Here is a 25,638-nt window from a genome sequence, read left to right as displayed (position 1 = left end):
TTAAAAGGCTAGACTTTTTAAGAATGTTTCAATAAATATTAAAGCAAAAATTAAAATGATTGGAGCTAAGTCCATTCCACCAAATACAGTAGGAATATATCTTCTAACAAAAGCATATGCTGGTTCTGTTAATCTATATAACATTTGAACTATTGGATTATATGGATCTGGCTTAACCCAAGTTAAAATTGCAGAAATAATAATAACCCATTTATATAAAAATATAATCCCTAAAACAACAGTAAAAATTGATGTTACAAGTGCATCTATCATTTTGCAATCTCTCCTATGTAATTTTTAATTAAAGGATAAATACTCTTTAATTTAGAATAATCATCTTGAGCAGTTAAAATAAAACTCAATGGCTTTTCTAAAGATTTGCCTTTAAATTCAGTCTTTTTAGAGACATAAACTATTAAATCATCTAGTTTTTCAAAGAAAGGTGCATCTTGAATACAAAGTTTTATTTCAACGAACTCTTTTTCATAACCTTCATAAGTTACTTTTTGAGCAAAAAGATTATCTACATTTGATTTTAATTCTTTTATAGTAGAACAATCTTCTAAGAAAATTTTACCAAGTTTTCCTAAATCAACGTCAGCATACCCTAAAATTTTTGATAATCTCATATCATCTAAAATTTCTAAGTGTTTTTTATTTATTTGCTTTAGTTTATCTAAATCAAATGAAATTGTTTCTTTTGAAATCTTTGTGATATCGAACCACTCAATAGCCTCTTCTAAAGTAAAAATCTCTTTTGGTGTTTTATTTCCTAATAAAACTAAATAGTTTGCGATAGCACTTGGTAAAAACCCATCTTCAATTAAAGTTTTGATTGATATTTCATCTGCTTTTTCTATTGTTGGGATATGAATATAATCTATTTTTTTATCATAAGATAAACATTTTCTAATATGTATTTGATTTGCTGTAGAACTTAAATACTCATCATTTCTAATAACTGTAGAAATATCCATTATCATATCGTCTACTGCACAAGCATAATCATAAGTAGGAGTTTTATCATGATTTAAAATTACAAAAGAGTCCATTTCTAATGGTTTAAATTTAAAATCCCCTTGTAATAAATCAGTAAACCTTATACTTGCTGAAGGCTCAACTACTCTTACAGTAAATGGTGCATTTGTATTTAAAACTGTTTCATCAGACAAAGTTTGACAAAAACCATCATACTTAAATGGTTTTCCTTCTTTTTGAGCTTCTTCTTTTAGTTCGTCAAGTTTTACATCACCACAAAAACAAGCAAATGCTTTTTTTTGTGCCATTAATTGCATTGCCATTTTTTGATGATATTTTAAAGAATCACTTTGATGAGCTGCTCTTGAGTAATCTATAGAGAATAGATTTAAAATTTCTAAAATCTCTTTATCTTTCCCTTCAATAACTTTATCTTTATCAATATCTTCAATTCTTACAACTAAATCTTCATTTTTTTGTTTTGATACTATATAATTAAAAATAGCAACTCTTAAGTCACTTAAATTCATACTTCTTGTTGGACTTGGTGCAAATCTGAACAAATCTATTTCCTTACTATTGCAAATGTTAATTTATTAATCTCATTATGAGATTTTATATAATCGTTTAAATCTTCAAGTTTAAGATTTTGAATCTTTTCTAACTCTTTTTTAGAGTAATCTTGAGGTAAACCTCTATAATAAAGAGTAAAAGCTCTATTTAATCTTTGTGCTAATGTTTCACTTCTTAAAGGTTCACTTCCTGTTAAAAAGTTTTTAGCTGCTTCTAACTCTTGGGCTGTTACACCTTTTTTTACAAAATCTTTTACTATTGATGATACAAGTTCTTTTGCCTCATTTGCAGTCTCATTCTTAGTTTGTAAATATCCTGTGAAATATGAGTGTGATTTATTAACTGAAATGTAACCATAAGCACTATAAGCTAATCCTCTTTTTACTCTTATTTCTTCCATTAACCTTGAACCAAAACCTGAACCACCTAAAATAAATGAAGCAACTTTTGCCATATATGAATCTTTATCTTTTGTTTCAACATCATAAGAACTACCAAAATAAATATAAGCTTGTTGTGTATCTTTTATTATAGTTTCTTCTTGAATTTTTGATTTAAAACTTACTTTCTCAAGAGATGGTTTTTCACCTTTTTTAAGAGTCTTTAATACAGGTTTTATTAACTTTTTAAACTCTTCATAATCAAAATCTCCACCAGCAACTATAATTAGCTTATTTAAAACTAAAGTTTCATCTAAAAACTCTTTAATATCTTTTAGCTGAATTTTAGAAATTGATTCAATACTACCTGAACTAGGGTTTTGTAATGAAGTATTTTTAAAAAGTGTAGCTTTTAAAAGATTTCTAGCTGTATAATCAAAATCATTCTCTTTTCTTTTTAATGCTCCAATTTGTATAGTTTTTAACTTATCTAAAACATTATCATCGAAATTTGGTGAACTTAAAAGTTGAGTTAATAAATCTATTGATTTATCACTAACATCTTTAATATTTGAAAGCTCAATTACAAATGTTTCAAATCCATTAGAAGCATTTAATGAAATAGCATTTTCTTCAAGTTTTTGAGCAAACTTTGTTGAACCTAATTGTTTTGTTCCTTCATTTAAAAGTTTAGAAGAAAGACTAACTAATCCACTTTTTTCTTTATCTTGAATATATCCTGAATCTTGAAAAACAAGTTGTAAGTTTAGTGTTGGCAAACTTTTTTGTTCTTCAAAAATCACAGGTATTTTAATATCATCTACTTTTATATGCTTTATTACAGCACTCATTAAACTCCCTTGTATAATCATTGTTGCTAATAAAAGTTTTGAAAATTTCATTAGACTTAATACCTTTCTAGTATCTCGTATGCAGTATTTCTTTTTGCAGGTTTTTCACCAACATCTTTAATCAATCTAATCATTTCTTCTTGATTCATTCTATTTGCAGCTCCTGCTGCTTTTACTACATTTTCTTCCATCATTGTAGAACCTAAGTCATTTGCTCCAAATTTTAAAGCCATTTGACCTATATAAGAACCTTGTGTTACCCAAGAGCTTTGCATGTTTTTAAAGTTGTCTAAATACAATCTTGAAACAGCAAGTAATCTTAAGTATCTATTTGATGATTGAGGTTTTATATTAGGTTGTTCTTTTGCTAATTGTGTATTTTGACCTTGGAAAGACCACATAATAAAGGCTCTAAATCCACCTGTTTCATCTTGCAGTTTTCTAAGCATTTCCCAGTGTTCTATAATCTCTTCATCTGTTTCAACAGTTCCAAACATCATTGTAGCAGTTGTTTTCATACCAATTGAGTGAGCAAGTCTATGAATTTCTAGCCACTCTTCTGAGTCCATTTTGTTTGGCGCTATTATATCTCTTACTCTATCAGATAAAATCTCAGCTCCAGCTCCTGGAATTGAGCTTAAACCTTTAGCTTGTAATCTTTTTAAAACTTCAAGCTTAGATATTTTTGAAACTCTTGCAATAAAGTGGATTTCAATAGCAGAGAAACCATGAATAGTAATTTGAGGATATTTTGTATGAATATGCTCAACTAACTCTTCATAATAATCAATTTTTAATTTTGGATGAACTCCACCTTGGAATAAAATTTGTGTTCCACCAATTTCAAGTAGTTCATCAATTTTTTTATCAATTTCATCAAATTTTAATACATACGAGTCTTCATCTCTTCCATGTCTATAAAAAGCACAGAATTTACAATCAACCCAACAAACATTTGTGTAGTTAATATTTCTATCAACTATAAAAGTTGTAACTTTATTTGGATGTAATTGATCTTTTTTTAAAGATGCTAACTCACCTAATTCTAAAAGTGAAGCATTTTGAATTAAATCTAATGCCTCTTCATTTGATATTCTTCTATTAATAATATCTTTATCTATTTTATTCTCAAATTTCTTAACCATTAAAAACTTGCTCCTAGTGAGAATTCAAATGATGAAGTCTCATCTCCTGCTTCATCATCAAGTGGTTGTGCAAAGATTAACTGTAGTGGTCCAACTGGTGAAATCCACTCAAGTAGGGCACCTGTACTTGATCTTTGTATATCAGTGAAGTCATCAACACCTGTCATACCATAATCATAGAATAATCCCCATCTCATTTTTGCACTATCAGATAATGGGAAGTTTAACTCTAAAGAGTTTGTCCATAACCTTTTATAAGGCACTTCTTTAATACCTTCATCATTACTTGGACCAAAAGCATATGATTTATAACCTCTAAGTGATCTTACACCACCCATATATAAAGAATCCCCTGGATTTAATTGACCTAAATCAGCTAAAACTTTTATTTGAGTTTTAAATCTAAAAATCCAATCAAGCTCAGTCATATCTTCAATAGAATGGAAATATTTAAATGATGTTGTTGATTTTAAATATTGAGAATCGCCACCAACCCCTGCAAACTCTAAAGAAGATGCCATTTTATAACCTTCTCTTGGCACATAAAAATCATCTGTATTATCAAAGTTCATATATGGAGTAATAGAACTTGTGATATATTCAGCATCTTGATAGTATTTGGGATTGCCATCTTTAGAAGTATCATCGTATTTATAATCTTCTTCTATTGTATCTAATCTATATCTTAATCCAACATACATATCTCTTACAACTTCTTTACCAACTGATAAAGAAAAACCTAAAGAGGTTTTATCTAAATCATAAGTATCTCTTGTAATTTCATCTTCACTATTATGTATTTCAAAATTACCATTGTAATCACTGTCATTAATAGCAGGGTTTTTTACATTAAATGCAAACTTACTTCTAGTTGCAGATAAATCAGCATCAACACCAACACCAATTCCTGAACCAAAAATACTTGAGTCACTAACTGATGCATTGATCATTAATTTATCGTAAGAACCATATCCTCCACCAACAATAATTGATCCAGTTGAAGTTTCAACAACTTTTACAAGTAAATCAATTTTATCTTCAGATACTCTTTTTTCTTCAATTTTTACATCATCAAAACTTCTTGTTCTTCTAAGTTTTGAAATTGAGTCTTTTAAGTCAGTAGCATTATATAAGTCACCTGGAGCTAAATGTATATTTCTTCTTACAACTCTGTCAAGTGTTCTTGAATTCCCAGAAATTTTTACATCGTTAATATAAACTTTATTCCCTGGAATTACATTAAAAATAACATCAACTGTTGAATCTTTTGTATTTTTCTTTATATCAAACTTAACTTGGGCAAAAGCATAACCTTGGTTAGCTACCTGAGTTTTGATGTAGTCTTGGTCAGCTCTTAATTTTTTAATATTAAATGTATTACCTATAATAAGATCTAAATTTTCTTGAAGATATTTAGGATCAACAATTGTAGAATCAACATAAATTTTTATATCATTTGTTGTGTATTTAGTCCCTTCACTAATAAAGAAATCTAAATTAGCTTGATTTGAAGCAAAATCAATATTTAAATAAGGTTTTTTAACTTGTGCATCTAAATATCCATTTTCAAAATATAGTTCATTAATTCTTCTTGCATCATATTTTAGTTCATCAACTTTTACTTCACCACTGTTTTGACCAAACCACCATGAAGCGAACTCTTTTTCATTATTTGCAGTTACATCTTCAAAATCATCACCATCAAGTTTATCAGCTCCATAATAGTTAGCTTTTTTAATAATGATTTCATCACCTTTATTTACATTAAAAGTAACTTTTACTGAGTTCTCGTTAAGTTCTTCTGTTTCAATCTCAACAACAGAGTTAATGTATCCTTCACTTTCTAAAAGATCAAGAATTACTTTCTTACCATCTTCTAGTCTTTGTTGTGTATACATAACACCTTTTTTAACTTTCATGAAATCTTTAATAGTTTCAATTTCGTTTTCTCTAGTTTTGTAACCTTTAATCTCAACTTTTGCAATAGAAGGTTTCTCTTTAAAAACTAATTCAATATTTCCATTATTATTTAAAACTATAATATCATCAAAGTAACCAAAGTCATAAAACTTTTTTATAGCATTATTTAACTTTTCATTATCAAGTTTATCACCAGCATTTAGGCCTAAAGTTTCATTTACAATTTTAGGCGATATTTTATTCAAATTTTTATATTCAATAGATTTTATCGTGTTTGCACTAAGTGCTGTTGCACACGCTAAAGAAAATAGTACTGCTTTATTTTTCACGACTTTCCTTAATTTCTTAATAAGGCAATAATATAGCTAAATATTGTTTAAGAATAATTTATAAAGTTTACATTTTTTTAAATGTAAAAAACTATAAAATCGCACTTTCTATTAACTATTAACTTTATATTTTTTTTATTTTCATATAAACTTTTGTAAAAGTAGGGCACAAAAATGACACAATTTTTTATATACTACCTATATAGTTTAACATGTCATAAATAGCATTTGTCATACCTCTTGTAAAACCTTTTCTTGAATCATATGTATATAAAGGTTTTTTATTTTGTTCTTTAAAATGAAAGTATAAATCTCTTTTAGAAATTTTTTTATTTATCTTTATTAGATGATTGCATACATTGATACCATATAAGTAACCTTTGTATAAACCTCTATAATAATAAAGCTTTTCATTATCGTACTCTTTGACTATCTTAGTACATCTATTTCGACAATAATTCTGAAAATCTTTTATTTCATAAATCTCTAAATATTTCATATTGTAATTATATTACATTTTGAAATATAAATCAAATATGTTTTTATAATATATTAATAGTATTTAAATATAATTATTTTATTTTTTAGGGGTAATATGGAAGATACTATTGTAAAAGCTGCGATTAAAGCACTAAGACTGTTAAATAGGCCTTCTTCAATAGAAGATATACGAAAAGTTATTGATGATAATAGACTTTATTTATTTGGTGCACAAGAAGAAAATATTGATTCAGTTGTTAGAAACAATATAGAAAGGTGTTCTGAAAATACTAATAGAAAGAATACTCAAAAAACAAAATACTTTAAAAGAACAAATCCAAATACTTATGAATTACTAGAATGGGAAAATGAAGTAAACTTCTATTGGGTAAATATTGGAAGATCTTATAAAGAAGTACTTGATAATAGCTTTTTATGGGCTCCTGCATATACTTATTTAAAAGATGGACAAACGAAAACTGTAAATGCAGGTTGGAAACATGTTCCAGAAGTAAGAAAAGGTGATGTTATCTTTTGTCAACATAAAAAAAATATTTGTTTTATAGCAGTAGCTAAAGAAAATGCTTATCCATCTCAACGGCCAGCAAGTAGAAAGTTTGAGAAATGGAAAAATGAAGGTTATAAAATAGATGTGGACCTAACTATACTTGATACACCTATTGATAGATCACTTTTTATAGATGATATAAAAAATATTTTTAATGATAAATGTTCTCCAAAATTAGTTGCTGATTCAGGAACTATTAGTCAACAATATTTAATATCTATTCCAAATGGTGCTGCAGCACTTATTTTAAATCATACAACAGAAAAGTCAATAGAAATTCAAGAAAATATTAGAACTAATAAATCAAGAAAAAAACCTACAGAAAGACAAAGAAAAGCAATCGTAAAAGCAAGGGTAGGACAGGGTATATTTAGAGAGGAAGTATTAGAACTTTGGAATAATACATGTCCAATTACTAAAATAAATAAAAAAGAACTTCTTATCGCTTCACATATAGTATCTTGGCAGCTTTCAAATGATGAAGAAAAACTTGATAAATATAATGGCTTTCCATTCTCTCCTGATGTAGATAAACTTTTTGATAAAGGATACATATCTTTTTCAGATGAAGGCAAATTATTAGTATCAAAATTCATTGACTCAAATGTTATACAAAAACTAGGAATAGATATAAATTCTAAAATTGTAGGTTTAAAAGAAGAACATAAAAAATATCTAGAAAGACATAGAAAAGAATTTAATTTTGTTAAGGTCGCGCATGACTAATAAAAAGACATTAAAAGAATTAGAAAAAGAAAATTTAGAATACAATAAATCTTTAAGAAAATTAGAGAAATTACTTAAAATAAAAAAAGACATACTTAATCAGGAAAAAAATAACTTAACAAATGAGAAACTAAGAGATAAATTAAATAAATTACTTGAATCTATTTATAGTACTACAGATCAGCTGGTTGAGATTAATGAAGAAAATAAATTCTGTTGTGATGATTTAATAAACTATTTAGAACATGAGAAAAAAGAATTGAAAAACAAATTATATGATTATAGTTTAAATGAAAAAGACTTTTATCATGTTAATGAAGAATATAAAAATTTAAAAAACAACTTTGATGAGATTTTTAATAATTATGAAAAAAATCTAAATGATTATGATCTCTTTAATAATTATCAAGAAAATTTAAAATATGAAAAATTATGTAATAAGCTAGCGAATAAGTTATTGTCTTTTTCTGAAAAATATAAAAGTTTAAGTGTTAAAAACTATTATATTAATAAAAGCATGAAACTTTCTCGGCATCAATTACAAAATATTAAAGGGTTTTACTTTCAACAATTAGAAGATATATATGAAGATATTAAATTAAGAAAGAGTTTTGATTGTTATAGTGATAAGTATTTGTCTCAAATATGGAGTCTCTTTATTCAAAAAAGTTATAAGTCTAATATCTGTATAGAAATTTATTTAAAAGATTTGAAACAAAATATTAAATTAACTAATATATTAAGTGACATTAAAACTTATATAACCTTATATATAGATAGATCAATTATATTAAATAATAATATAAAAGAAATAGAAAAAGAAAAATCAAAAACTTTTTATATGATTTATGATAATTATAAGATTGTAGGAAGTTTAATTTTGTCATATTCAATATTTCTGGGGTTTCTTTACAATTATATTTTATACAATAAGTATTTTGAATTTGATATATTTAATTTTGTTGATCCTTTAGATTTAATAATGAGTTGGATTTCAAATGATATTTTTATAGTATTTATTTTAGGTATCTTTTGTATGACTATAATAATATATTTTGTTAAAGATAAGCAAAATTTTGAAATAAACTATGAGAATAATATAAATAAGAGATTATTAAAAAACAAACATTTCTATTTTTCTATAGGGTTTTTTATTTTATATATTTTATCCATATTTTTACTTTATTATTTAATGGTAATTGAAAAAAAATACTCGTATAGCTTCTTCTGTTTCCTAGCTCATTTTATTTTTGGTTTATATTCAGTAGAGTTTTTGCCTTTAAAAGTGAATAAAACTTTTTCTTATATAAAATATATTTTTCTTGTTTCAGTATCAACGTTAATTGTTATAGGTCTATCACCAATTGTTTATGCACTCAAATTAATTAATGAGCACAATTTAAATAAAGTAAAATTGAAATTGGTTAGAAATATCGACTCTTTCAATAGTAAAGATAACTTTCAATATATAAGTAGTACTTCTTCTGTAAGTGTTTTTTTAGTAAAAAATTTTGATCATAACTATACAAGATTACAAGTATTTAATAATAGTGATATTTCAAGTATGTATTTTTATAATAATCTAGTGAATGAAGATTTAACTATAAATAAACAATCTATTTCCTTAAAAAAAGATAAATCAGAGATTTTTTTATTTACTTCTGGTTCAATAGAAAATGACAAACATATAAAAAAAGTCTCTACTTTAACAAAGTCTTTTAATTATAATAAAAAGTATTTCATTAAAATTGTAGGTTACTCTGATATAGATAATATTGAAAAAAGTAAGAATAAAATTAATGACAATTATTCTTTATCTATTGCAAGAGCAGAAAATATAAAGAAACATTTTGTTAATGAATTACTTTCTAAAGAATTGGATTTAGATAATTTTAGATTTGAAACATTTGGAATAAGTAACGAGCAATCTACAGGTAATTTAGCTAATGATAGAAAAGTGATTGTAGAAGTTTTTGAATATAGTTTAAAAAATAACTAAATATAATACAACTCATACATTTAAATATGTATGGGTTTATTTTTTAATTCTTTTATCAAGAAACTTCTCTTTCTTTAATTTATAAATCTTTCTTTGTTTCTTTACTTCAATATTGTAAAATCTTTTCTCATTTTCCAGCTTTTCTTTTAATTCTTTTTTTATAACTTTAAGATTGTAGTACTGTAATATTGTTATTGTTGTTAATAAAATGACTATAGTATAATAAGTGAAAGGATTAAAATAAAAACTTCCTAAAATGGCTAATGTTAAAATTATGGGAAATGCATTTTGGTTGTCTTTACTAAAAACAAGTATTGTAAAATTTTGAATAATTTTATTTGTTAAGTTAACAAAGAACTTTGATGTTTTAAAGTTAATAGATTCATCTTTTTCCTTTTTAAATTCTAATTCTTCCATTATTTTATAAAATACACTTGATATATATCTAATTAAAAAATAAATCCATATAATAACAAGTAAATCATTGAAACTTTCAATAAACTGTAGTTCCTTATTTAGATTAAATTCAATATTTAATATTTTAAATTCTGTAATATCTTTATCAGTTATTGCTAGAAGAAACATTAATACATTCATCAGCATTAAGTTTCTTCTTTGAGTGCTTAAATCATTTTTATCTTCCATTAATTATATTAATCTTCAAAAAGTTTAAATACTCCATAAGCTACAGCTCCAACTACAGCAACAGGTGCAGCAGCAGTAATTATTGCACCTGCAGCCATACCTCCTCCTACAGTTCCTCCTATTGCAGCTAACCCAGAAGAAATTGCTGCAGCTCCTGCTGTTCCAGATGCTCCTGCTACTGCAGCACCACTAGCTATATATGTTCCTGCTGTAGCAGACATTATTGTTGCAGCAGAACCACCTGTCACAGCTGCAGCAGTAACTCCACCTGTTAGTGCAGTAACTGCAACTCCACCAGCTGCTACTTTTGTTGATGTTTTTATCTCTTTCCCAGCTGTTGCTTTTACTGATGTTATTACTTTTTCTTCTTTTTCCATTTTTAATCCTTTAAATTTTAATAAACTATACAGTTAACCAAAGCACCAAATTGCTTTTTTCTGCATTTGATATGTACTTTGTCATTTTCTTTTGTATATCCAAGTTCTCTTTTACTTAGTTTCAAAGTAACTCTTCTAAACTCTTTACTATGAACTCTAACCCTGTAGTAATCTGAAAACTTTGTGATATTTAATACTTTTGCTTCAAACAATGAATTTACAATATCTCTTTTTTTATGAACATTTACAGTATGTGTTCCTGCAAATAAAAATGAGTTTATTAATACAATCATTATTAACTTTTTAATCATCCTAAAAACCTATATCCAAGTAATATTGTTGCTGTTAAAAAACCCAAAAGAAAAACAGTTAAATACCTTATCGATGAAATAAATATTTTATTTTTTATTAAATTCATATAGATTCCTTTTTATTTTCTTGCATCTTTTCTAAATGATGTAATGAATTGAAAGTATAAATATCCTAAAAACAATTTATTCAAAGCAAAGGCTATAAAGTTAGATTCTATAAACTCTTTATTCATATTTATAATTGACATATAATTAATGATTTTTGATAAACCTGTTTTAATATATGATTCATTAAATGTAATTACATTATAAAAAATGTCATAAAATGATTGGTTATGTATATACATAGCAGTAAAAAGACTCGTGCAAAATATCCAAAAAAATGCTAAAAACCACCATTGATAAAAGTTTGAACTCCATTGATGCAATTGTAAAGCCCATTTATTTGGAGAGTAAAAGGGTAAATTATGTTTTCTTTTTAATAATTCTAATGAATAGTATTTGTTAGCTTGAATTTTATTACCTAGCTTCTCTAATTGATGTTTTATTATTCTATAGGTTTCTTGAGAAACATTTGATTCTTTTTTTATTTCTATTCCATAAAAGTTTATCTCTTTTTCAATAATTGCAAGTTCTAAGTCAATCCCATTTTTAAAAACAGCATTTTTAAAATGACCATGCTCTTTAAATGTTACATATTCAAATATGACCTTTTCATTATAAATACTACTACCAAATAATACTAGTCCTTTGAATATACAACTTTTAAAATAAATCTCTTTTTTATCTTCTGCTAAAAACTTAGTTTTATAGAAATCTGCATCTTTTTCAAAATTTGTATTATATATTTCAAACTTTTCAATAGTTGAGTTGTGTAATTTAAAATTATTATAAAAATTGCTATTTATAATTTTTATATTTTTTATATCATTTTTTTTATCTTCTTGTTTATCTAAATGGTTAAATTTTGAGAAATAAAACCTTCCATAAAAATCACTATTTAAAATTTCAATATTTTTTATAGTATTATTATCAAAATTTATTTTTGTGTTATAGTCATTTTGATGAGTTTTAAGTATCGATGGGGAAATATTTTTATTTATATCTTCAAATTTTATTTTTTGAATTTTTGAATTTTGAATATCTATATTTAATGCAAGATTATTAATAAACTCTAATTCGTTAATTTTACAATTATCTTTAATTGTCAACTTTGAAATATTTCTAACTATATTATTAATTATAAATTTATTTATTTCACAGTTGTTTAATATAAGTTCATTACAATTGATATTAATTTTATTATTATCATAATATAAATCTAAACTTACACCAGTTTTATTTAGAATAAAAAAATCTTTATCGAAAATAATATTCTCTAATGTTAAAGTATTATTTTCTTTAGTTAAATTATTAGATTTATCAATACTCTCATTAATTAATTTTTCAAATTCAACTTTAATTTTTTGCATCTAGAACCTATTTTTTATTTGATAATACAAAAATAAAATAAAAATAAAATGAATTAATAACAAGATAAAAAGAGTCTGAATTGTATATTTTACAGGATTATGCAACATATACAATTATTATTTGATTATTGTTTTAGTTTTTCTGCTTCTGTTAGGTGGTAAATGTATTTGATTTGTTGTTCATTTAGTTTTTCTAAATTATTGATTATTTCCAATTTATAATCTATATTAGTTGTATTCACTTTTTCTGAATAAATTTCATTTAAATCCAGTTTTTCTGTAACACATAATTCAATAATTTCATTATTTGGTATTGAATTAGTCCTTTTTCTTTCACTAAATGTAGTTGCAGACATCTTAAGTTTTGATGCAAGTTCTTTATCAGTGCCTATATTAAGGGCTTTCTTTAGTTTTTTTACGATTATTTCAAATTTATCCATAAATTCTGTATTTCCTATTGACTTATATTCAGAAAATCTGTATAATTATCTTGTTCATTTATAAATTACATTTTAATTATGGGGTAACAAAATGCAATTCTTTATACAGTCTAACTTATTATTCTATCAAAATTATTCTAATAAACAAAGTCCATAGTCCTTTATGGATTAAATACAAAATCAAATAAATTTCAAAATTTCTGTTTTAGTGTGAAGTTTAGCCACAGCTTCAGAACCATTTAATGCCAAAAAATAGCACTTAAACTCTCTTCGAGTGTATTTGTTCAATACATTTTATAGTGGGTTTTCATGATTGTTCTCTCACTCGGCTAGGCACTTTACCCCGCCTAGTTCGTTAGTTTAAAGGGGTAATTAAATTAAAAATATTAGCAAGGGGTTAACATGCAACTAATCGAACAAGGTTTTGAAGTAAATTATACTTTACAAAAGATGGGACTTATCAAAGTAGGTGGTTCAGGAACTATGGATAATGGACACGCATATCCTGCAAGTTTAAAAATTAGAACTTCTAATTTAACTAGTGAATATGATGAAGAATTAGGGGAAGTAGATAGAGAAGAACTGTTAGAGTTTAAAATTCCTTGTGACACAAATGTACAAGCAGGGGAACTAAATAGACTTTTTAGAGATTTAAAAGCAAACGGAATAATCGTGCCTTTTAATGGTGGACTTCCTAGAAAATATCCTCAATCAGAATATGCAACTGTAACAGTTACAGATAAAGCAGATGAGTTATTTGAAAAATTAAAAAAGTTAAAAGCTCCAACTTCAAAGCCAAATGATAAATAAAAACTTGGAGTAAAGAACAATTGGGACGATTTTTAAATTATCGGGTAGAGATATAAATACGAACTTTATAAAACTCCTCCCGTAATTTAAAAATGTTCAAACAAACGAGAGTGCGTTTAGGGCAGAAACCAAATACCTAAACTAAACAAAAAGCTTACTAGAAAGCAAAGCAATATAAAACGATAGTTGCCTTGATGAAGTACATATCTTCTAGCTGTGTATTTCACAAATTCAACTAAGGCTCTAGGTTAGGGCAAACATAAAGGAAAAAAAGATGAAAGCTATATTCAAAGGTGGAAAAGCAAAAGTAGGTGCATTAATTGCAGCAGGTTTATTAACAGCTTCTCAAGCTCAAGCAGCATTATTACCAGTAGATGCTTCTATTGATATGACAGAGTTTATGGCAATTGCTGGAGTTATTGCTACAGGTTATTTAGTAATCAAAGGTGTACAAAAAGCACTACAACTTTTAAGAAGTGCATAAGATACTTCTTATCTTCCAAAATAGAGGTTAACCCCTCTATTTTATACCTTATCTAAACTAATAAAAACTTGATTTATATAAGTTATAAAGGATTTAAAATGACAGAGATAATACTAACTGGAAAACTAAAACAACATCTTTCAAGAACATCTTCTCAAAATAGCAAGATGTACCATATATACCAATTTGAAACTATGAATAACCATGATTATATTGAAATCATTGATGTATATTCTCAAAATCTAATACCTGCTGCAAAAGTAGGTGCTGATATAGAAATACCTGTTGTTGTATCTCTAAGAGATAACTCAATCTTATTTGAAGTTAAAACAAACAATCTAAAAGGCTAGATTATGGCAACTAAAGTATGGGGAGCACCATCACTAAGTGATGATATTTTTAATAACCTTTCTAAAACACATCATAAAGAAATAGAGTACACAAACTCTTTTTCTACTGATTATTTTAACTCTTTCAAGGCTGCTTTTAAAGGTGAAAAATATGAAAGACCTTTTGAAGAAAAACTTGTAAGAAATAATGATATCGACTATGTAGCAGAAACAAACCTTAATGATATTGCCTATGAAATGACAAATGAGTCTTTACTAGGTTATGACCAAGATGAACACGCAGAAAATCTATTTAATGATTTTGAATCATCTGATAACTTTGGTGATTTTGATACAGACTGGATTTAAAGTGATTTTACTTACTGATTTAAATATCTATTTCGCTTCTGTTGTTGTTTTCTACTTAGCAAAATTTGGATTTGTAAAAGCATTAGATTTACTAAAAAGGGCATAAAAATGAAACTATTACTATTAACACTTTTTTTCTTAGCTTCTCTAAATGCTGATATGCTTCTTAATAATGATAGATGTATTGTCGCTTATTCTACATATTCAAATGGTGCATATTATGAAGTGATTTATTCATCAAATCCTAGTACATCTGTAAAAACTGGATTATCTGTAAATACAACTCCTATTTCATCAGATATTTATATTTTAAAATATGACACAAATAATCAAGAACTATGTATTAAATCAAAAGCTAAAGAACTAGGAATGACAGAACAAGACTATAACTTAGTTATGTCAATAATAGGTGGCCTTTTTGGCATTGCAATCTTTTCTCAACTAATAAGGTTAGCATAATGCCAATACTAGATATACAAATAATAGCAAACGAAGCTGCATTTAATTACTTCGCAAGTATTCCAATGACACTAACATTATATGCACTTCCTATCTTTGCAGCTATTAGGTTAATGAGGTAGTTTTTATGCTTAAAAAATCAATATTTTTACTTTTATTAATTAATAGTTTTGCATTTTCATCTTGTCCTGATGGTCAAGAGTTAAAAGTAGATAGTTATGTAAAACGAGTAATGCATAAGAGCGGTAATACTGAATCACATTGTAATAGTAATAGACAAACTTATCTTTCAAATTCTAAATATTCAACTACTTCATGTACTTACTCTTCTACACTAGGTTGGAATTTCAAAGTTACATATTATTTAGTAATTAGAACTTGTCATGATATAGACGATGGACATGTAGAACCTGAACGACCTAGTTATATAAAACCTGAAACGAATGAAACTTGTGTTCTTGGTTTAGATGGTAGGTATACTTGTTCATGTTCTTCTAATCAAGATTATAAAATAGGTGTTTGTACAAACTTAGGTGCTGGTGAAACAGGTTTTGATAATGATGGTGCACCTATTTGTGGTGATGGCTATGAAATAACTATCATTAATGGTGAAAGCTTTTGTACACCAAAACAGGAAAAACCTGATAACTCATATTGTGGCTCAAGACAAAACGCACTTAATATTTTAGGTAATATATGTAAAAGTGGTGTAAATTCTTCTACTATTGCACCTGATACAAATGGTTGTTATAACTCATTGTCTTACTCTTGTGATAACGGTGAGATTGGTACTGTTGAAATTACTCAAGACTTTAAAACTGGTACAGGTGATAGTGGTGGTACTTCTCCAACTAGTCCAACAGACCCTGATACAAGTACGGGTACAGGTGGTACAACAACAGACCCAACAAATCCTAATCCAGATACAGGAACAAGTACAGGTGGAAGTACTGGAAGTATTGACCCAACAAATCCTGATGATGATAGAACACCTGCAACTGCTGGAACAGGTACTTCAACAGGTGGTGGCTCTACGGGTGAAGTTGATGAACCTGTAACAGATCATACATTTCCTAATGATGAAATAGTACCTGAGCCAGTTGATACTTTACCTGAAGGTAATACTGCTAGTAACTGTGATGAAACACAACTTACATTAACAGAAATGCTTTTATGTGAAATGAATGATAATCTAGAAGATACTGACGGTACTTTTCCAACTGCAGTTGATGATTTAAAAAAGTCTAATAATGAAGCCTATAAAGCTATGAATAATAACCTTATTGGTTCTAATAAAAGACTAGATGAACTTATAAAACTTGAAAGAAATAGTTTACAAGCTGAAAATAAATCAAATTCATTATTAACAGATGTTAAAGACTTATTAACACCTCCTGCAGATGGTGGGAAATCTGAACTTGATAAATTAGATACTATCTTAGATGATGAAACAAACTTTTCCGAAGATGTTGAACTAACAAGTGATTTAAAGAATACTGCAAATGGATATTTTGAAAACTACTCTAATATATTTAAAAATCAATTATTAGACCTTTTTAGTACTTTCTTTTCTATTAATACATCAGGTGCAACAGCTCTTGGAGTTCCTTATAATTTTACCCTTGCAGGTAGAAACTTTACAGGTGTATTTTTAGATGAAGAAATGTTTAAACAATTACATATGGATAAATTAGCAAAGATAATTATATTTGGTTTCTCTGTTCTTGGATTCTTACATGCTTTTAGATTTGTAATAAGTTCAAAGGATAACTAATGTGGAATTTTCTAACTGGATTTTTTGTATCTATCTTTGAAAAGCTATTTTCTTTTATTGGTAAGTTCTTTAAAAAAGCTGTTATTACTGTTCCTGTAGTTGCATTTTTAATAACTTTAGAGTTTGTAATACTTGATAAAATCTTTGATTTAGTACAACCTTTAATACTTACTTTTCCTTATTTAAACTACTTAGTTTATTTTGGATTTATTCAAGGTATTCAAAACTATATACTTATTCTTATTACTGCTTATAGCTCTAAAAAAGCCCTTGATATTGCTAAAAGGTTTATCTAATGGTTGTGTTTGGTACAGGAGTAATGGGAGCAGGGAAGTCTTATGAAGCTATATGTAGAATATATGCTTACTTTGGTAAAGATTCTAAAACAAAAACTTACCTAAAATCTAAGTTCATTATCAATAAAGATATTAAATACCTAAGAACTAATATACCTTATAATAAAGATTCTTTTACTATTGAAAAAGATACTGATACTTCATTTAAATTTGAAAAGTTTTATGAAAAGATTCTGTTACTTCATGCTTACTATTTAGATGATAATGTATCTGAAAAAGAACTTGTAAATCATGCAAAAGATTTTGGAATAGCTGATACTTTCTTTGTAATAGATGAGTGTCATAACTACCTAGATAAAGCTGATAAAGCCTTATTATTCTTTTTTACTTATCATAGACACTTTCATTGTGAAGTACTTCTTATCACTCAAAACCTTTCATTAGTTAACTATAAATATAAAGGTTTTTGTGAACAGTTTGTAAGAGCCGTTCCTTCTACTTTTCAATTAGTATCAAGAAACTTTGTTTATAAATACTTTCCATCTTCAAGAATGTCTGCAAAAGAACTTTATAAAACAGAAAAAATTAAAAAGCTAGATATTGTATTTAAAGCATATACAAGTGGTGGTAAAGTTTTTACTAATAACGCTATTAAAAAAATATTAATATCTTCTGCAGCTCTTTTAGCTCTTGTAATAACTGCTTTTTATTTTCTTGTTTCAAATATGACACCACAACAAGAAACACCAAATATAAATGAAGTAAATAGTACACCTGTAAATGTACCAACTCAAAATAATAGTACGCTGCAGGACACATCACTACAAACTATAAAAGAAGAAAAACTATTTGATATTACAGATTTTGAGGGCTTTATTCTAATAAAACTAGTTTGTAATAAAACAAAATGCTTTAACTCTGACTTCTCTATGAGTTCTAAACTTTTAGAGGTCCTATATAAAAAGAAAATACTTGAGGTAATTAGCTTTACACCTATTACTAAAAGTAGTTACTCAACAACTGTTGCAACTAAACCTGCATTTATAAATCTATTTCAATACAAAGGGGTAAATGATGAAAAAGATATTAATGTCACTGATGATACTAAGTACACTTATTCTAGCAAATAATGATACAGATACTTTAACACTAAAGAACTATATAAAGCTTTTTTCAAACTTGCTAAATATAAATGTTTTAGTTCCAAAAGATTTAGAAGATAAAAAGATCTCTTTCTTTATAAATACAAAATTAGAAAATATAGAAAAAGACTTAGGCACTTTATCAGATGTTTTAAGAGCTAATAACTTAATACTTGTTAGAAAACCAAACTACTACTTAGTTACTGAAAAAAATGAGCTCTCATTAACTTGTACTTATGAAGTAAATAATTCAAGCTTTACTGATATAGAAAACTACTTTAAATTCCAAGCACTAAAATATACACTTTTTAAAGACACAAATGTAGTTTATTTTAAAACAAATAAAACATGTAAAGAGCATATTAAAAAACTAACTCTTATAGATAATGTACTTCAAAATATGGTTCTTAATATCTCAATCTTTCAAAACGATATGTCAAAAAACAATGAGAAAGAAGTTAAGTTTGATACAAAATATTTACAAATACTTAACCCTTTTACTGTTGCAGCTGATACAACAATAAAATATAGTAGAAATAGTTATGAATCATTTTTAAGATATGTAGATAAAAACTCTGATGTACAAATAAAGTCCTCGCCATCTTTAAAAGTCTTTAATAATAAAGCTCTTAATTTTAATTCGTTCCAAGAAATACCTTATACAAAGACAATAACTCAATTGGATAAAGATAATTCAAATAAAACCACAGAATCAACAGACTTTAAAAAAGTAGGTATCTCAATAAAAATTAAACCTAGATTTCTTAAAAATGGCTCTGTTTATTTTGATATGAATTTGTCATTTTCAAACTTTATTGATTTTGATAAAAAAGGTATTCCAACTACATACACAAATGATTTAAATACTAGTTTCATACTAAAAGAAGATGAAATGTTTGTTCTCTCTGGTTTAAACTCACAATCAAACAAAAATGTTCTTTCTTATCCGCTACTTTCTCAACTACCAATAATAGGAGAGGCCTTTAATGGATATATCAAAGAAAACAAAAAGTTCCACTTGTCATTAGTGGTTAAATTAACAAAAGGAGTTAATGATGTCAAAAACTAAACTAAGAATAAAAAACAAGTATAGAAAATCTTTTAGAACAGATTCAATTAAAATTCATTCATATTTTCATAATCATCTTGATGGGAATTTATTTCCTTTATTGATTCCAGATTCAGTAATTGAGATTTTAATAATTCATGGTTTAAAACAAATGTTTAACAAATTTACAAAGGATATATCATGATAAAAAAAATTAAAGACAATATAGCTTTAGCCAATAACCTGATTAGTTCAGTTGATTTTCCAATATCTTTACTTCCTTATGCAGGAGTTATTTTATCAATAGCAAGTGTTAAACAATCATTAGAGGCTTTTAAACAAATGGAAAAAGCAGCACAAGATGACCCAAGAACTGATGAAGAGTTTTTCCAAGATATAAAAAACGAATATTTAAATATGCAAAGAATAAGTGAACAAATAAATGATAATTTTTATGTTTTTACAGAAGAATTTAATCAAGAGCTGAATTTTAGAATTAATTACATTAATGAGTATATCTTCAAATTTGAAGATCAATAAAAATAGGTTTTAAATCTTTATTTTATAGGGATTTAATTAGTGAGAAGAACACTTTTTCTTTGTGAGCGAAGCGAACAAAAAAAAGTGTTCCTTGTCAAATTAACAAAAGTTGTCGTAAGAGGGTAAAAATGAAATATGGTATAACAACAAAAGATTTAGAAGTTATTCAAAAGAAACACGAAATACAAAGAGCATATCTAAAAGACAAATTCTTTATAGGTTCAACAGGTCAATATAAATCACTTTTAGATGTTTCTTTCTCAGCTAATCATTCAAGAAGATACTATTCAGAGATTATAAATAAAATAAATACAATGAATGAGATAGTATCAAGTGAGCTTGTAGAATATTCTAATATTTTTATAACAGCTACTTTAGATGGATATTATAGAGATTTTTTATATGGTAAATTTGATAAATTTTTTAAAAAATATAAAATATTAGATGAACAAAAAAAGATTTTACCTAATAATGATAGATTTGGTAAGTTACTAGATAAAGCTTATGAAGGTTTAAACTTTTCCATCAAAGACTTATACAATGTTTTAAACTTTCAAATATACAGATTTCAAAGTTCATCAAAATATAGAAATATCAAAAAAGCAGGATATAAAGCCCACTATATAAGAGTTGCAGAACCTCATAAAAAAGATGGTGTACCTCATATTCATATGATGTTATATGTTCCTGTACAGTTTAAGAATGACCTTTTAAAAGCTTATAGAGAGTATTTTCCAGCACCTCAAAATATTAAAAAACTAAAAAACTGTAAATTAGGTCAACTAAATGGTTTCCAATGGGATATTCAATCAGCTCCTGCATATATCTTAAAATATTTATTTAAATCATTTCTTGATGTAGAGAATGAAAGTGAGCTAGATGAATTACAATGTTGGTATATTAAACATAGAATTTTAAGAGTTGTTACTTCTCACTCTTTAGTTCCTGCATGGGTTTATAGAAAAACTGCAATCATTGAAAAAGACTGGCATTATCTAACAGATATTATAAAAACTGGCATTGCTTCATGGAATCAAGAGAATGACTATTTTATGTTTCAAGATGAACAAGACAGGGTACTTAGATACCATAACGGTACTTACGAGGTTTTTAACAAAAATAAACTAATTAAATCATTTGGAAAAAAGAAAGATACCATTTCTAAAGATAAACCTTTTAGAATTGATTTAAAACTAAAATATAAAAAGAAAATTAGAAATCCTCATGTTATCGTTGATGGTGTTGATTATGTAAGTATAGATAATAAACTAAAAAAATTTAATCCAATCCCTATACCATCAAGAATGACAAATAAAATATTAACTGATTACTTCAATGAACTTGATAATAAACCAATAGATCAATTAAATATACCTCATTACAAAGTAACTAAAAATGAAATGATTAAAAGAGGGCTGTTTAATAATAAAAAACTTGAACTAGTTAACGGAAACTTTGAACTTATAAACTCTATGCCTTATGAAACATTTGAGACTATAGAGTCATTAGGATTTTAAGATGTTAAAAGAACATACACTAAAAAATGATGAAACTACAATCTATTACATTTTAAAAGACAAAATAGTTTTTCAAATAAGAAAAATAAGACTTTCAGAAAATGCAACATTTGTATTTTTTGATTACACATTTAAAGAAACAAAATTTAAAAGCTTTAAATCTATAGATGAAGCAAAAGAACATCTAAAAAGTAGATTTGAACAATATGTAAATAAATTTAATAAAATAAAAGGAGATACTTAGAATGAATGTACCATATGAAAATTTAGATCTCATACCTTTACTATTAACTAAAATTGAAAAAATAGAAGAAAAAATACAAGAGCTAAATAATAAAGAAAAAGAGATTGATTTGTCAAAACCTACAAATGTTGCTAAATATCTAAAGATATCTAATAAAACTTTATACAATATGATAGAAGAGGGTAGATTTAAAAAAGATATACACTATAAAAGAGTACTTAATAAAAATAGTACTAGAATTGTATTTATAGAAAGTGCGATTAGAGATAAAGGTAAACATGACTTTTTATAATCGTAAATCAAAAAAATATCCTAAAAATGGCCTTTTATATTATAGGCTAAATGGAAATCGTTTCAGTACAGGCTTGGAAGATACTCCAAAAAATAGAAAAAAAATACAAAATTATCTTAAAGATGATGAGTTCTTATTAAAACATACTGTTAAAAAAGATAAGCACCTTTTTAATGATCTTATCATTAAAGCATTAGCAGAAAAAGAAAAAGAGATTAAACATAATTCTTATGATTGTTATGAGTCTTGCTCAAATATATATACTCTACCATTTTTTAAAGATATATATGTTGAAGATATTTCACCTCTTTTAATGAAAAAATATTTTAATCTATTTGATAATAGAAGTAGTTTAAATAGTTCATTAGTTATTGTAAATTTAGCCTTTGAAAATGCAATTTTACAGAATTTTATAACACATAACCCAACTAAAGATATTACAAAACCTAAATTTGAAAGTGATTATAAACCTAATCCTTTCAATTTAGAAGAAATAAGTTTAATTCTAAATGATGATAATTTTTATAGAAATATGTTTTGTATAGCTTTTTATACTGGTATGAGATTTGGTGAAATTATTGCTTTAAAATGGTCTGATATAGATTTTGTAAATAATAAGATTTCAATATCTCGTAGAAGATATAACGGTATAGAACAAAAAGCAAAAACAAAAGCTTCAAATGCAGTTATTGATTTACCATATGAAGCAAAAGAGTATTTTATTAGTCAAAGGTTAAGAACTGGACTAAAAGATTATGTTTTTTATTCAATTAAAGGTAAATTAATTAATAATACATCAACTATTAGTTATTATTTCAATAATCTTTTAAACAAGCTAAATATTAAAAAGCGTGGAATACATCAAATAAGACATACATTCGCTAGTTTAAAACTTTCATATGGTGAAAGAATAGAATGGGTATCTTATATGCTAAGACATGAAAATATTACAATAACTCAAAATATTTATTATCAATGGATTCCACAAAAAGAAGAAAAGAGAATTATAATTAATCTAATTGACACAAAAAAAGCACAATAACTATATATTTCCCTTAAAATCGTGTTTTTTCTGTAAATATTGTTTATATAAATATTAAGATATAATCTCGAAATTATTAAAATTAAAGGTACAAATTTGAATATAGGAATTGTTGGTTTAGGACTAATGGGTGGTTCTTTTGCAAAGGCTGTAAAAAGATATGCAATAGCCACAAAAGTATACGGTTACGCAAGAAGTGAAAAAACAAAAAAAGAAATAGCAGAACTAAATCTTGTGGATGAGTTGGTAGATATTAAAACATTGAAAGAAAAGTGTGATTTAATTGTTTTAGCAATACCTGTTGACAATATTATTTCAATACTTCCTGAATTTTTAGATATTAAAGATAATACAACTATTATGGATTTAGGTTCTACAAAAGATTTTATTGTTAAAAATATTCCAGAATCTATTAGACAAAATTTTATAGCAGCTCATCCAATGACAGGAACAGAAAAATCTGGACCAAAAGCTGCTATTGATGATTTATATGAAGGTAAAACAGTAGTTTTATGTAATCTTGAAGATAACGAAAACATTCATGTAAATAGAGCATTTAAAGTATTCCAAGAAATTGGAATGAGAATTGTAGTTATGGATGCAGATGAACATGATATACATGCATGTTATATGTCACACCTACCTCATGCTATTTCATACTCACTAGCAAATACAGTTATGGGTCATGAAGATCCAAAATCTATTATAGCACTTGCTGCTGGTGGATTTAAAGATATGAGTAGAATAGCAAAATCAAGTCCTGAAATGTGGACAGATATTTTTAAACAAAATAGAGAAAACCTATTAAAATCTATTGATTTATTTGAAGATCATATGAAAAAAGTAAGAAATATGGTTGAAAATCAAGATTATGATGATTTAAAAGAGTGGATGAAAAAAGCAAATAGCTTACATGAGATACTTTAAAAAAGTATCTCATCATTCCGTAATTAATTTATACTATTTATAGCTTCTTGAACTTTGATTGCTTGATGGTGTTCTTTTACATCATGACACCTAATAATAGAAGCTCCATTTTCTATAGACTTAAGATGAATTGCTAAAGTTCCTGGAAGTCTTTCTTCTATTTTTGAAGGAGAAATTAAATCAATCATTGATTTTCTACTAGCTCCAATTAATAATTCATAACCAAAATGTTTGAAATGTTCTAAGTTATTTAATAAAGTAAGATTATGTTCCAATGTTTTACCAAAACCAATCCCAACATCTAAAATTATGTCATTTACTCCAAAAGAGTTAGCTTTTTGTATTTGAGTTGCAAAATATTCATCTAAATCTATCATTACGTCTTTATATTCAGGATTATTTTGCATTGTTTTAGGATCATTTTGCATATGCATAATTACAACTTGAGCATTATATTTAGCACTTATTTTACATACCTCATCATTTTCTAAACCTGTAATATCATTTACTATTTTAAAACCTTTATTTAAGACATAATCAATAACCAAAGGCTCATAAGAATCTATAGAGAACTCAACTTTTTCATAATACTTGTTTTCATAAATAGTATCTACAATATCTTTTAATCTCTCCAGCTCAACTTTTGGTTCAACAGCTACACTTCCAGGTCTTGAAGATACAGCTCCTATATCTATAATATTAGCACCATCTTCTATCATTGATTCAATTTTTTGGCTTGCTTGTTTTGAACTAAATCTACTATCTTTGAAAAATGAGTCTTCATTTGCATTTAAAACACCCATGATTTTAGTCTTATACTTTTGCTCTTTTATATACTCTTTTAGACTTTTTGCTAGATCTTTTAAACCAAAAGGTTGAGCTAACTCTTTTCTTGATAAAAGTTCAAAGTGTTTTGTAGTACCCAATAATATTCCATCAACATACTTTTGCTTTGCTGTAATAACACCAGTTGGAACAGCTAAATCTGCACCAATAGATAAAGCATCTTGCTTTAATATATTTGCTGCGCCAACATGCATTTGTTTTATATATAAAGTATGAAGTTTTGCTTTTTTAGAGAGTATATTCACTCCGCCTTTATCACAATTTAATTGTGCAAATAGTTTTTTAGCATCATTTATTGATATTTTGTATGTTTGCATACAAATCC

The 25,638-nt window shown here is 26.2% G+C and carries 31 protein-coding genes; 19 read left to right on the top strand and 12 right to left on the bottom strand.

The window, feature by feature from the left end; translation table 11 throughout:
• The 6 genes from ACH5BF_RS02215 to ACH5BF_RS02190 form a co-directional block, all read right to left on the bottom strand.
• Positions 1 to 273: a YggT family protein gene (locus ACH5BF_RS02215; protein ID WP_423272381.1), complete on the bottom strand. Its 273-nt coding sequence runs from the start codon at positions 271 to 273 to the stop codon at positions 1 to 3.
• Positions 270 to 1,541 (bottom strand): glutamate--tRNA ligase, encoded by a 1,272-nt coding sequence (gene gltX / locus ACH5BF_RS02210; protein ID WP_423272380.1) that lies wholly within the window; start codon positions 1,539 to 1,541, stop codon positions 270 to 272. Before gltX ends, ACH5BF_RS02215 begins: the two co-directional genes overlap by 4 nt.
• A 2-nt stretch (positions 1,542 to 1,543) precedes the next feature.
• Positions 1,544 to 2,833, bottom strand: coding sequence for a M16 family metallopeptidase (locus ACH5BF_RS02205; RefSeq protein WP_423272379.1), 1,290 nt, complete (start codon positions 2,831 to 2,833; stop codon positions 1,544 to 1,546).
• Positions 2,834 to 2,838: 5 nt separating this feature from the next.
• Positions 2,839 to 3,927, bottom strand: a complete 1,089-nt coding sequence (locus tag ACH5BF_RS02200; RefSeq protein ID WP_423272378.1) for a dehypoxanthine futalosine cyclase — start codon at positions 3,925 to 3,927, stop codon at positions 2,839 to 2,841.
• Entirely contained in the window at positions 3,927 to 6,176 is a 2,250-nt protein-coding gene (bamA, locus tag ACH5BF_RS02195) for an outer membrane protein assembly factor BamA (RefSeq protein WP_423272377.1), read from the bottom strand. Before bamA ends, ACH5BF_RS02200 begins: the two co-directional genes overlap by 1 nt.
• A gap of 187 nt (positions 6,177 to 6,363) precedes the next feature.
• Positions 6,364 to 6,675, bottom strand: a complete 312-nt coding sequence (locus tag ACH5BF_RS02190; protein ID WP_423272376.1) for a hypothetical protein — start codon at positions 6,673 to 6,675, stop codon at positions 6,364 to 6,366.
• 96 nt (positions 6,676 to 6,771) lie between these two features.
• Between ACH5BF_RS02190 and ACH5BF_RS02185 the strand changes: the two genes are divergently transcribed.
• Positions 6,772 to 7,950: an HNH endonuclease gene (locus ACH5BF_RS02185; protein ID WP_423272375.1), complete on the top strand. Its 1,179-nt coding sequence runs from the start codon at positions 6,772 to 6,774 to the stop codon at positions 7,948 to 7,950.
• The gene (locus tag ACH5BF_RS02180) at positions 7,943 to 9,949 is read left to right on the top strand and encodes a hypothetical protein (RefSeq protein WP_423272374.1); all 2,007 of its coding nucleotides are present in this window, start codon (positions 7,943 to 7,945) and stop codon (positions 9,947 to 9,949) included. The genes ACH5BF_RS02185 and ACH5BF_RS02180 overlap by 8 nt, the downstream gene beginning before the upstream one ends.
• Positions 9,950 to 9,985: 36 nt before the next feature.
• Here ACH5BF_RS02180 and ACH5BF_RS02175 read toward each other — a convergent pair whose 3' ends face one another.
• The 5 genes from ACH5BF_RS02175 to ACH5BF_RS02155 form a co-directional block, all read right to left on the bottom strand.
• Positions 9,986 to 10,594 carry a hypothetical protein gene (locus ACH5BF_RS02175; protein ID WP_423272373.1) on the bottom strand — a complete coding sequence of 203 codons (609 nt, stop codon included), beginning with the start codon at positions 10,592 to 10,594 and terminating at the stop codon, positions 9,986 to 9,988.
• A gap of 8 nt (positions 10,595 to 10,602) precedes the next feature.
• Positions 10,603 to 10,971: a hypothetical protein gene (locus tag ACH5BF_RS02170; protein ID WP_423272372.1), complete on the bottom strand. Its 369-nt coding sequence runs from the start codon at positions 10,969 to 10,971 to the stop codon at positions 10,603 to 10,605.
• Positions 10,972 to 10,988: 17 nt separating this feature from the next.
• Complete coding sequence (locus ACH5BF_RS02165; protein WP_423272371.1) at positions 10,989 to 11,282, bottom strand: hypothetical protein; 294 nt, start codon at positions 11,280 to 11,282, stop codon at positions 10,989 to 10,991.
• A 119-nt stretch (positions 11,283 to 11,401) separates the two neighbouring features.
• Positions 11,402 to 12,754, bottom strand: coding sequence for a hypothetical protein (locus ACH5BF_RS02160; protein WP_423272370.1), 1,353 nt, complete (start codon positions 12,752 to 12,754; stop codon positions 11,402 to 11,404).
• A 125-nt stretch (positions 12,755 to 12,879) separates the two neighbouring features.
• Positions 12,880 to 13,194, bottom strand: a complete 315-nt coding sequence (locus ACH5BF_RS02155) for a helix-turn-helix domain-containing protein (protein ID WP_423272369.1) — start codon at positions 13,192 to 13,194, stop codon at positions 12,880 to 12,882.
• Positions 13,195 to 13,596: 402 nt separating this feature from the next.
• Here ACH5BF_RS02155 and ACH5BF_RS02150 point away from each other — a divergent pair, with 402 nt between their 5' ends.
• From ACH5BF_RS02150 to ACH5BF_RS02070, 17 genes are all read left to right on the top strand, one after another.
• Positions 13,597 to 14,004 (top strand): hypothetical protein, encoded by a 408-nt coding sequence (locus ACH5BF_RS02150; RefSeq protein WP_423272368.1) that lies wholly within the window; start codon positions 13,597 to 13,599, stop codon positions 14,002 to 14,004.
• A 274-nt stretch (positions 14,005 to 14,278) separates the two neighbouring features.
• Positions 14,279 to 14,488 (top strand): hypothetical protein, encoded by a 210-nt coding sequence (locus ACH5BF_RS02145; protein ID WP_423272366.1) that lies wholly within the window; start codon positions 14,279 to 14,281, stop codon positions 14,486 to 14,488.
• A gap of 98 nt (positions 14,489 to 14,586) precedes the next feature.
• On the top strand, positions 14,587 to 14,838 hold the full coding sequence (locus tag ACH5BF_RS02140) for a hypothetical protein (RefSeq protein ID WP_423272365.1): 252 nt from the start codon (positions 14,587 to 14,589) through the stop codon (positions 14,836 to 14,838).
• 3 nt (positions 14,839 to 14,841) lie between these two features.
• Positions 14,842 to 15,186 (top strand): hypothetical protein, encoded by a 345-nt coding sequence (locus ACH5BF_RS02135; protein WP_423272364.1) that lies wholly within the window; start codon positions 14,842 to 14,844, stop codon positions 15,184 to 15,186.
• A 108-nt stretch (positions 15,187 to 15,294) separates the two neighbouring features.
• Positions 15,295 to 15,645 carry a hypothetical protein gene (locus ACH5BF_RS02130; protein WP_423272363.1) on the top strand — a complete coding sequence of 117 codons (351 nt, stop codon included), beginning with the start codon at positions 15,295 to 15,297 and terminating at the stop codon, positions 15,643 to 15,645.
• Positions 15,645 to 15,767 carry a hypothetical protein gene (locus ACH5BF_RS02125; RefSeq protein ID WP_423272362.1) on the top strand — a complete coding sequence of 41 codons (123 nt, stop codon included), beginning with the start codon at positions 15,645 to 15,647 and terminating at the stop codon, positions 15,765 to 15,767. Before ACH5BF_RS02130 ends, ACH5BF_RS02125 begins: the two co-directional genes overlap by 1 nt.
• Positions 15,768 to 15,772: 5 nt before the next feature.
• The gene (locus tag ACH5BF_RS02120) at positions 15,773 to 17,419 is read left to right on the top strand and encodes a hypothetical protein (RefSeq protein WP_423272361.1); all 1,647 of its coding nucleotides are present in this window, start codon (positions 15,773 to 15,775) and stop codon (positions 17,417 to 17,419) included.
• Entirely contained in the window at positions 17,419 to 17,715 is a 297-nt protein-coding gene (locus tag ACH5BF_RS02115) for a hypothetical protein (protein ID WP_423272360.1), read from the top strand. The genes ACH5BF_RS02120 and ACH5BF_RS02115 overlap by 1 nt, the downstream gene beginning before the upstream one ends.
• On the top strand, positions 17,715 to 18,845 hold the full coding sequence (locus tag ACH5BF_RS02110; protein WP_423272358.1) for a zonular occludens toxin domain-containing protein: 1,131 nt from the start codon (positions 17,715 to 17,717) through the stop codon (positions 18,843 to 18,845). The genes ACH5BF_RS02115 and ACH5BF_RS02110 overlap by 1 nt, the downstream gene beginning before the upstream one ends.
• Positions 18,790 to 19,926, top strand: coding sequence for a secretin GspD/PilQ domain-containing protein (locus tag ACH5BF_RS02105; protein WP_423272357.1), 1,137 nt, complete (start codon positions 18,790 to 18,792; stop codon positions 19,924 to 19,926). The genes ACH5BF_RS02110 and ACH5BF_RS02105 overlap by 56 nt, the downstream gene beginning before the upstream one ends.
• Complete coding sequence (locus ACH5BF_RS02100) at positions 19,913 to 20,110, top strand: hypothetical protein (protein WP_423272356.1); 198 nt, start codon at positions 19,913 to 19,915, stop codon at positions 20,108 to 20,110. Before ACH5BF_RS02105 ends, ACH5BF_RS02100 begins: the two co-directional genes overlap by 14 nt.
• Positions 20,107 to 20,445, top strand: coding sequence for a hypothetical protein (locus tag ACH5BF_RS02095; protein WP_423272355.1), 339 nt, complete (start codon positions 20,107 to 20,109; stop codon positions 20,443 to 20,445). The genes ACH5BF_RS02100 and ACH5BF_RS02095 overlap by 4 nt, the downstream gene beginning before the upstream one ends.
• A 128-nt stretch (positions 20,446 to 20,573) precedes the next feature.
• The gene (locus ACH5BF_RS02090; RefSeq protein ID WP_423272354.1) at positions 20,574 to 21,962 is read left to right on the top strand and encodes a rolling circle replication-associated protein; all 1,389 of its coding nucleotides are present in this window, start codon (positions 20,574 to 20,576) and stop codon (positions 21,960 to 21,962) included.
• Position 21,963: 1 nt separating this feature from the next.
• Complete coding sequence (locus ACH5BF_RS02085; RefSeq protein ID WP_423272353.1) at positions 21,964 to 22,206, top strand: hypothetical protein; 243 nt, start codon at positions 21,964 to 21,966, stop codon at positions 22,204 to 22,206.
• Between the two features lies 1 nt (position 22,207).
• Positions 22,208 to 22,498 carry a helix-turn-helix transcriptional regulator gene (locus ACH5BF_RS02080; RefSeq protein ID WP_423272352.1) on the top strand — a complete coding sequence of 97 codons (291 nt, stop codon included), beginning with the start codon at positions 22,208 to 22,210 and terminating at the stop codon, positions 22,496 to 22,498.
• A gap of 73 nt (positions 22,499 to 22,571) precedes the next feature.
• Positions 22,572 to 23,540, top strand: a complete 969-nt coding sequence (locus ACH5BF_RS02075; RefSeq protein WP_423272350.1) for a tyrosine-type recombinase/integrase — start codon at positions 22,572 to 22,574, stop codon at positions 23,538 to 23,540.
• Between the two features lie 96 nt (positions 23,541 to 23,636).
• On the top strand, positions 23,637 to 24,467 hold the full coding sequence (locus tag ACH5BF_RS02070) for a prephenate dehydrogenase (protein ID WP_423272349.1): 831 nt from the start codon (positions 23,637 to 23,639) through the stop codon (positions 24,465 to 24,467).
• A 23-nt stretch (positions 24,468 to 24,490) separates the two neighbouring features.
• Here ACH5BF_RS02070 and folP read toward each other — a convergent pair whose 3' ends face one another.
• Positions 24,491 to 25,630 (bottom strand): dihydropteroate synthase, encoded by a 1,140-nt coding sequence (folP, locus tag ACH5BF_RS02065; RefSeq protein ID WP_423272348.1) that lies wholly within the window; start codon positions 25,628 to 25,630, stop codon positions 24,491 to 24,493.
• Between the last annotated feature and the right edge of the window lie 8 nt (positions 25,631 to 25,638).

Source organism: Arcobacter pernae, from assembly GCF_049472135.1.
Lineage (GTDB): Bacteria > Campylobacterota > Campylobacteria > Campylobacterales > Arcobacteraceae > Arcobacter_B.
Note: the sequence above shows the minus strand (reverse complement) of the source record. Positions and strands in the feature narration are given on the sequence as shown.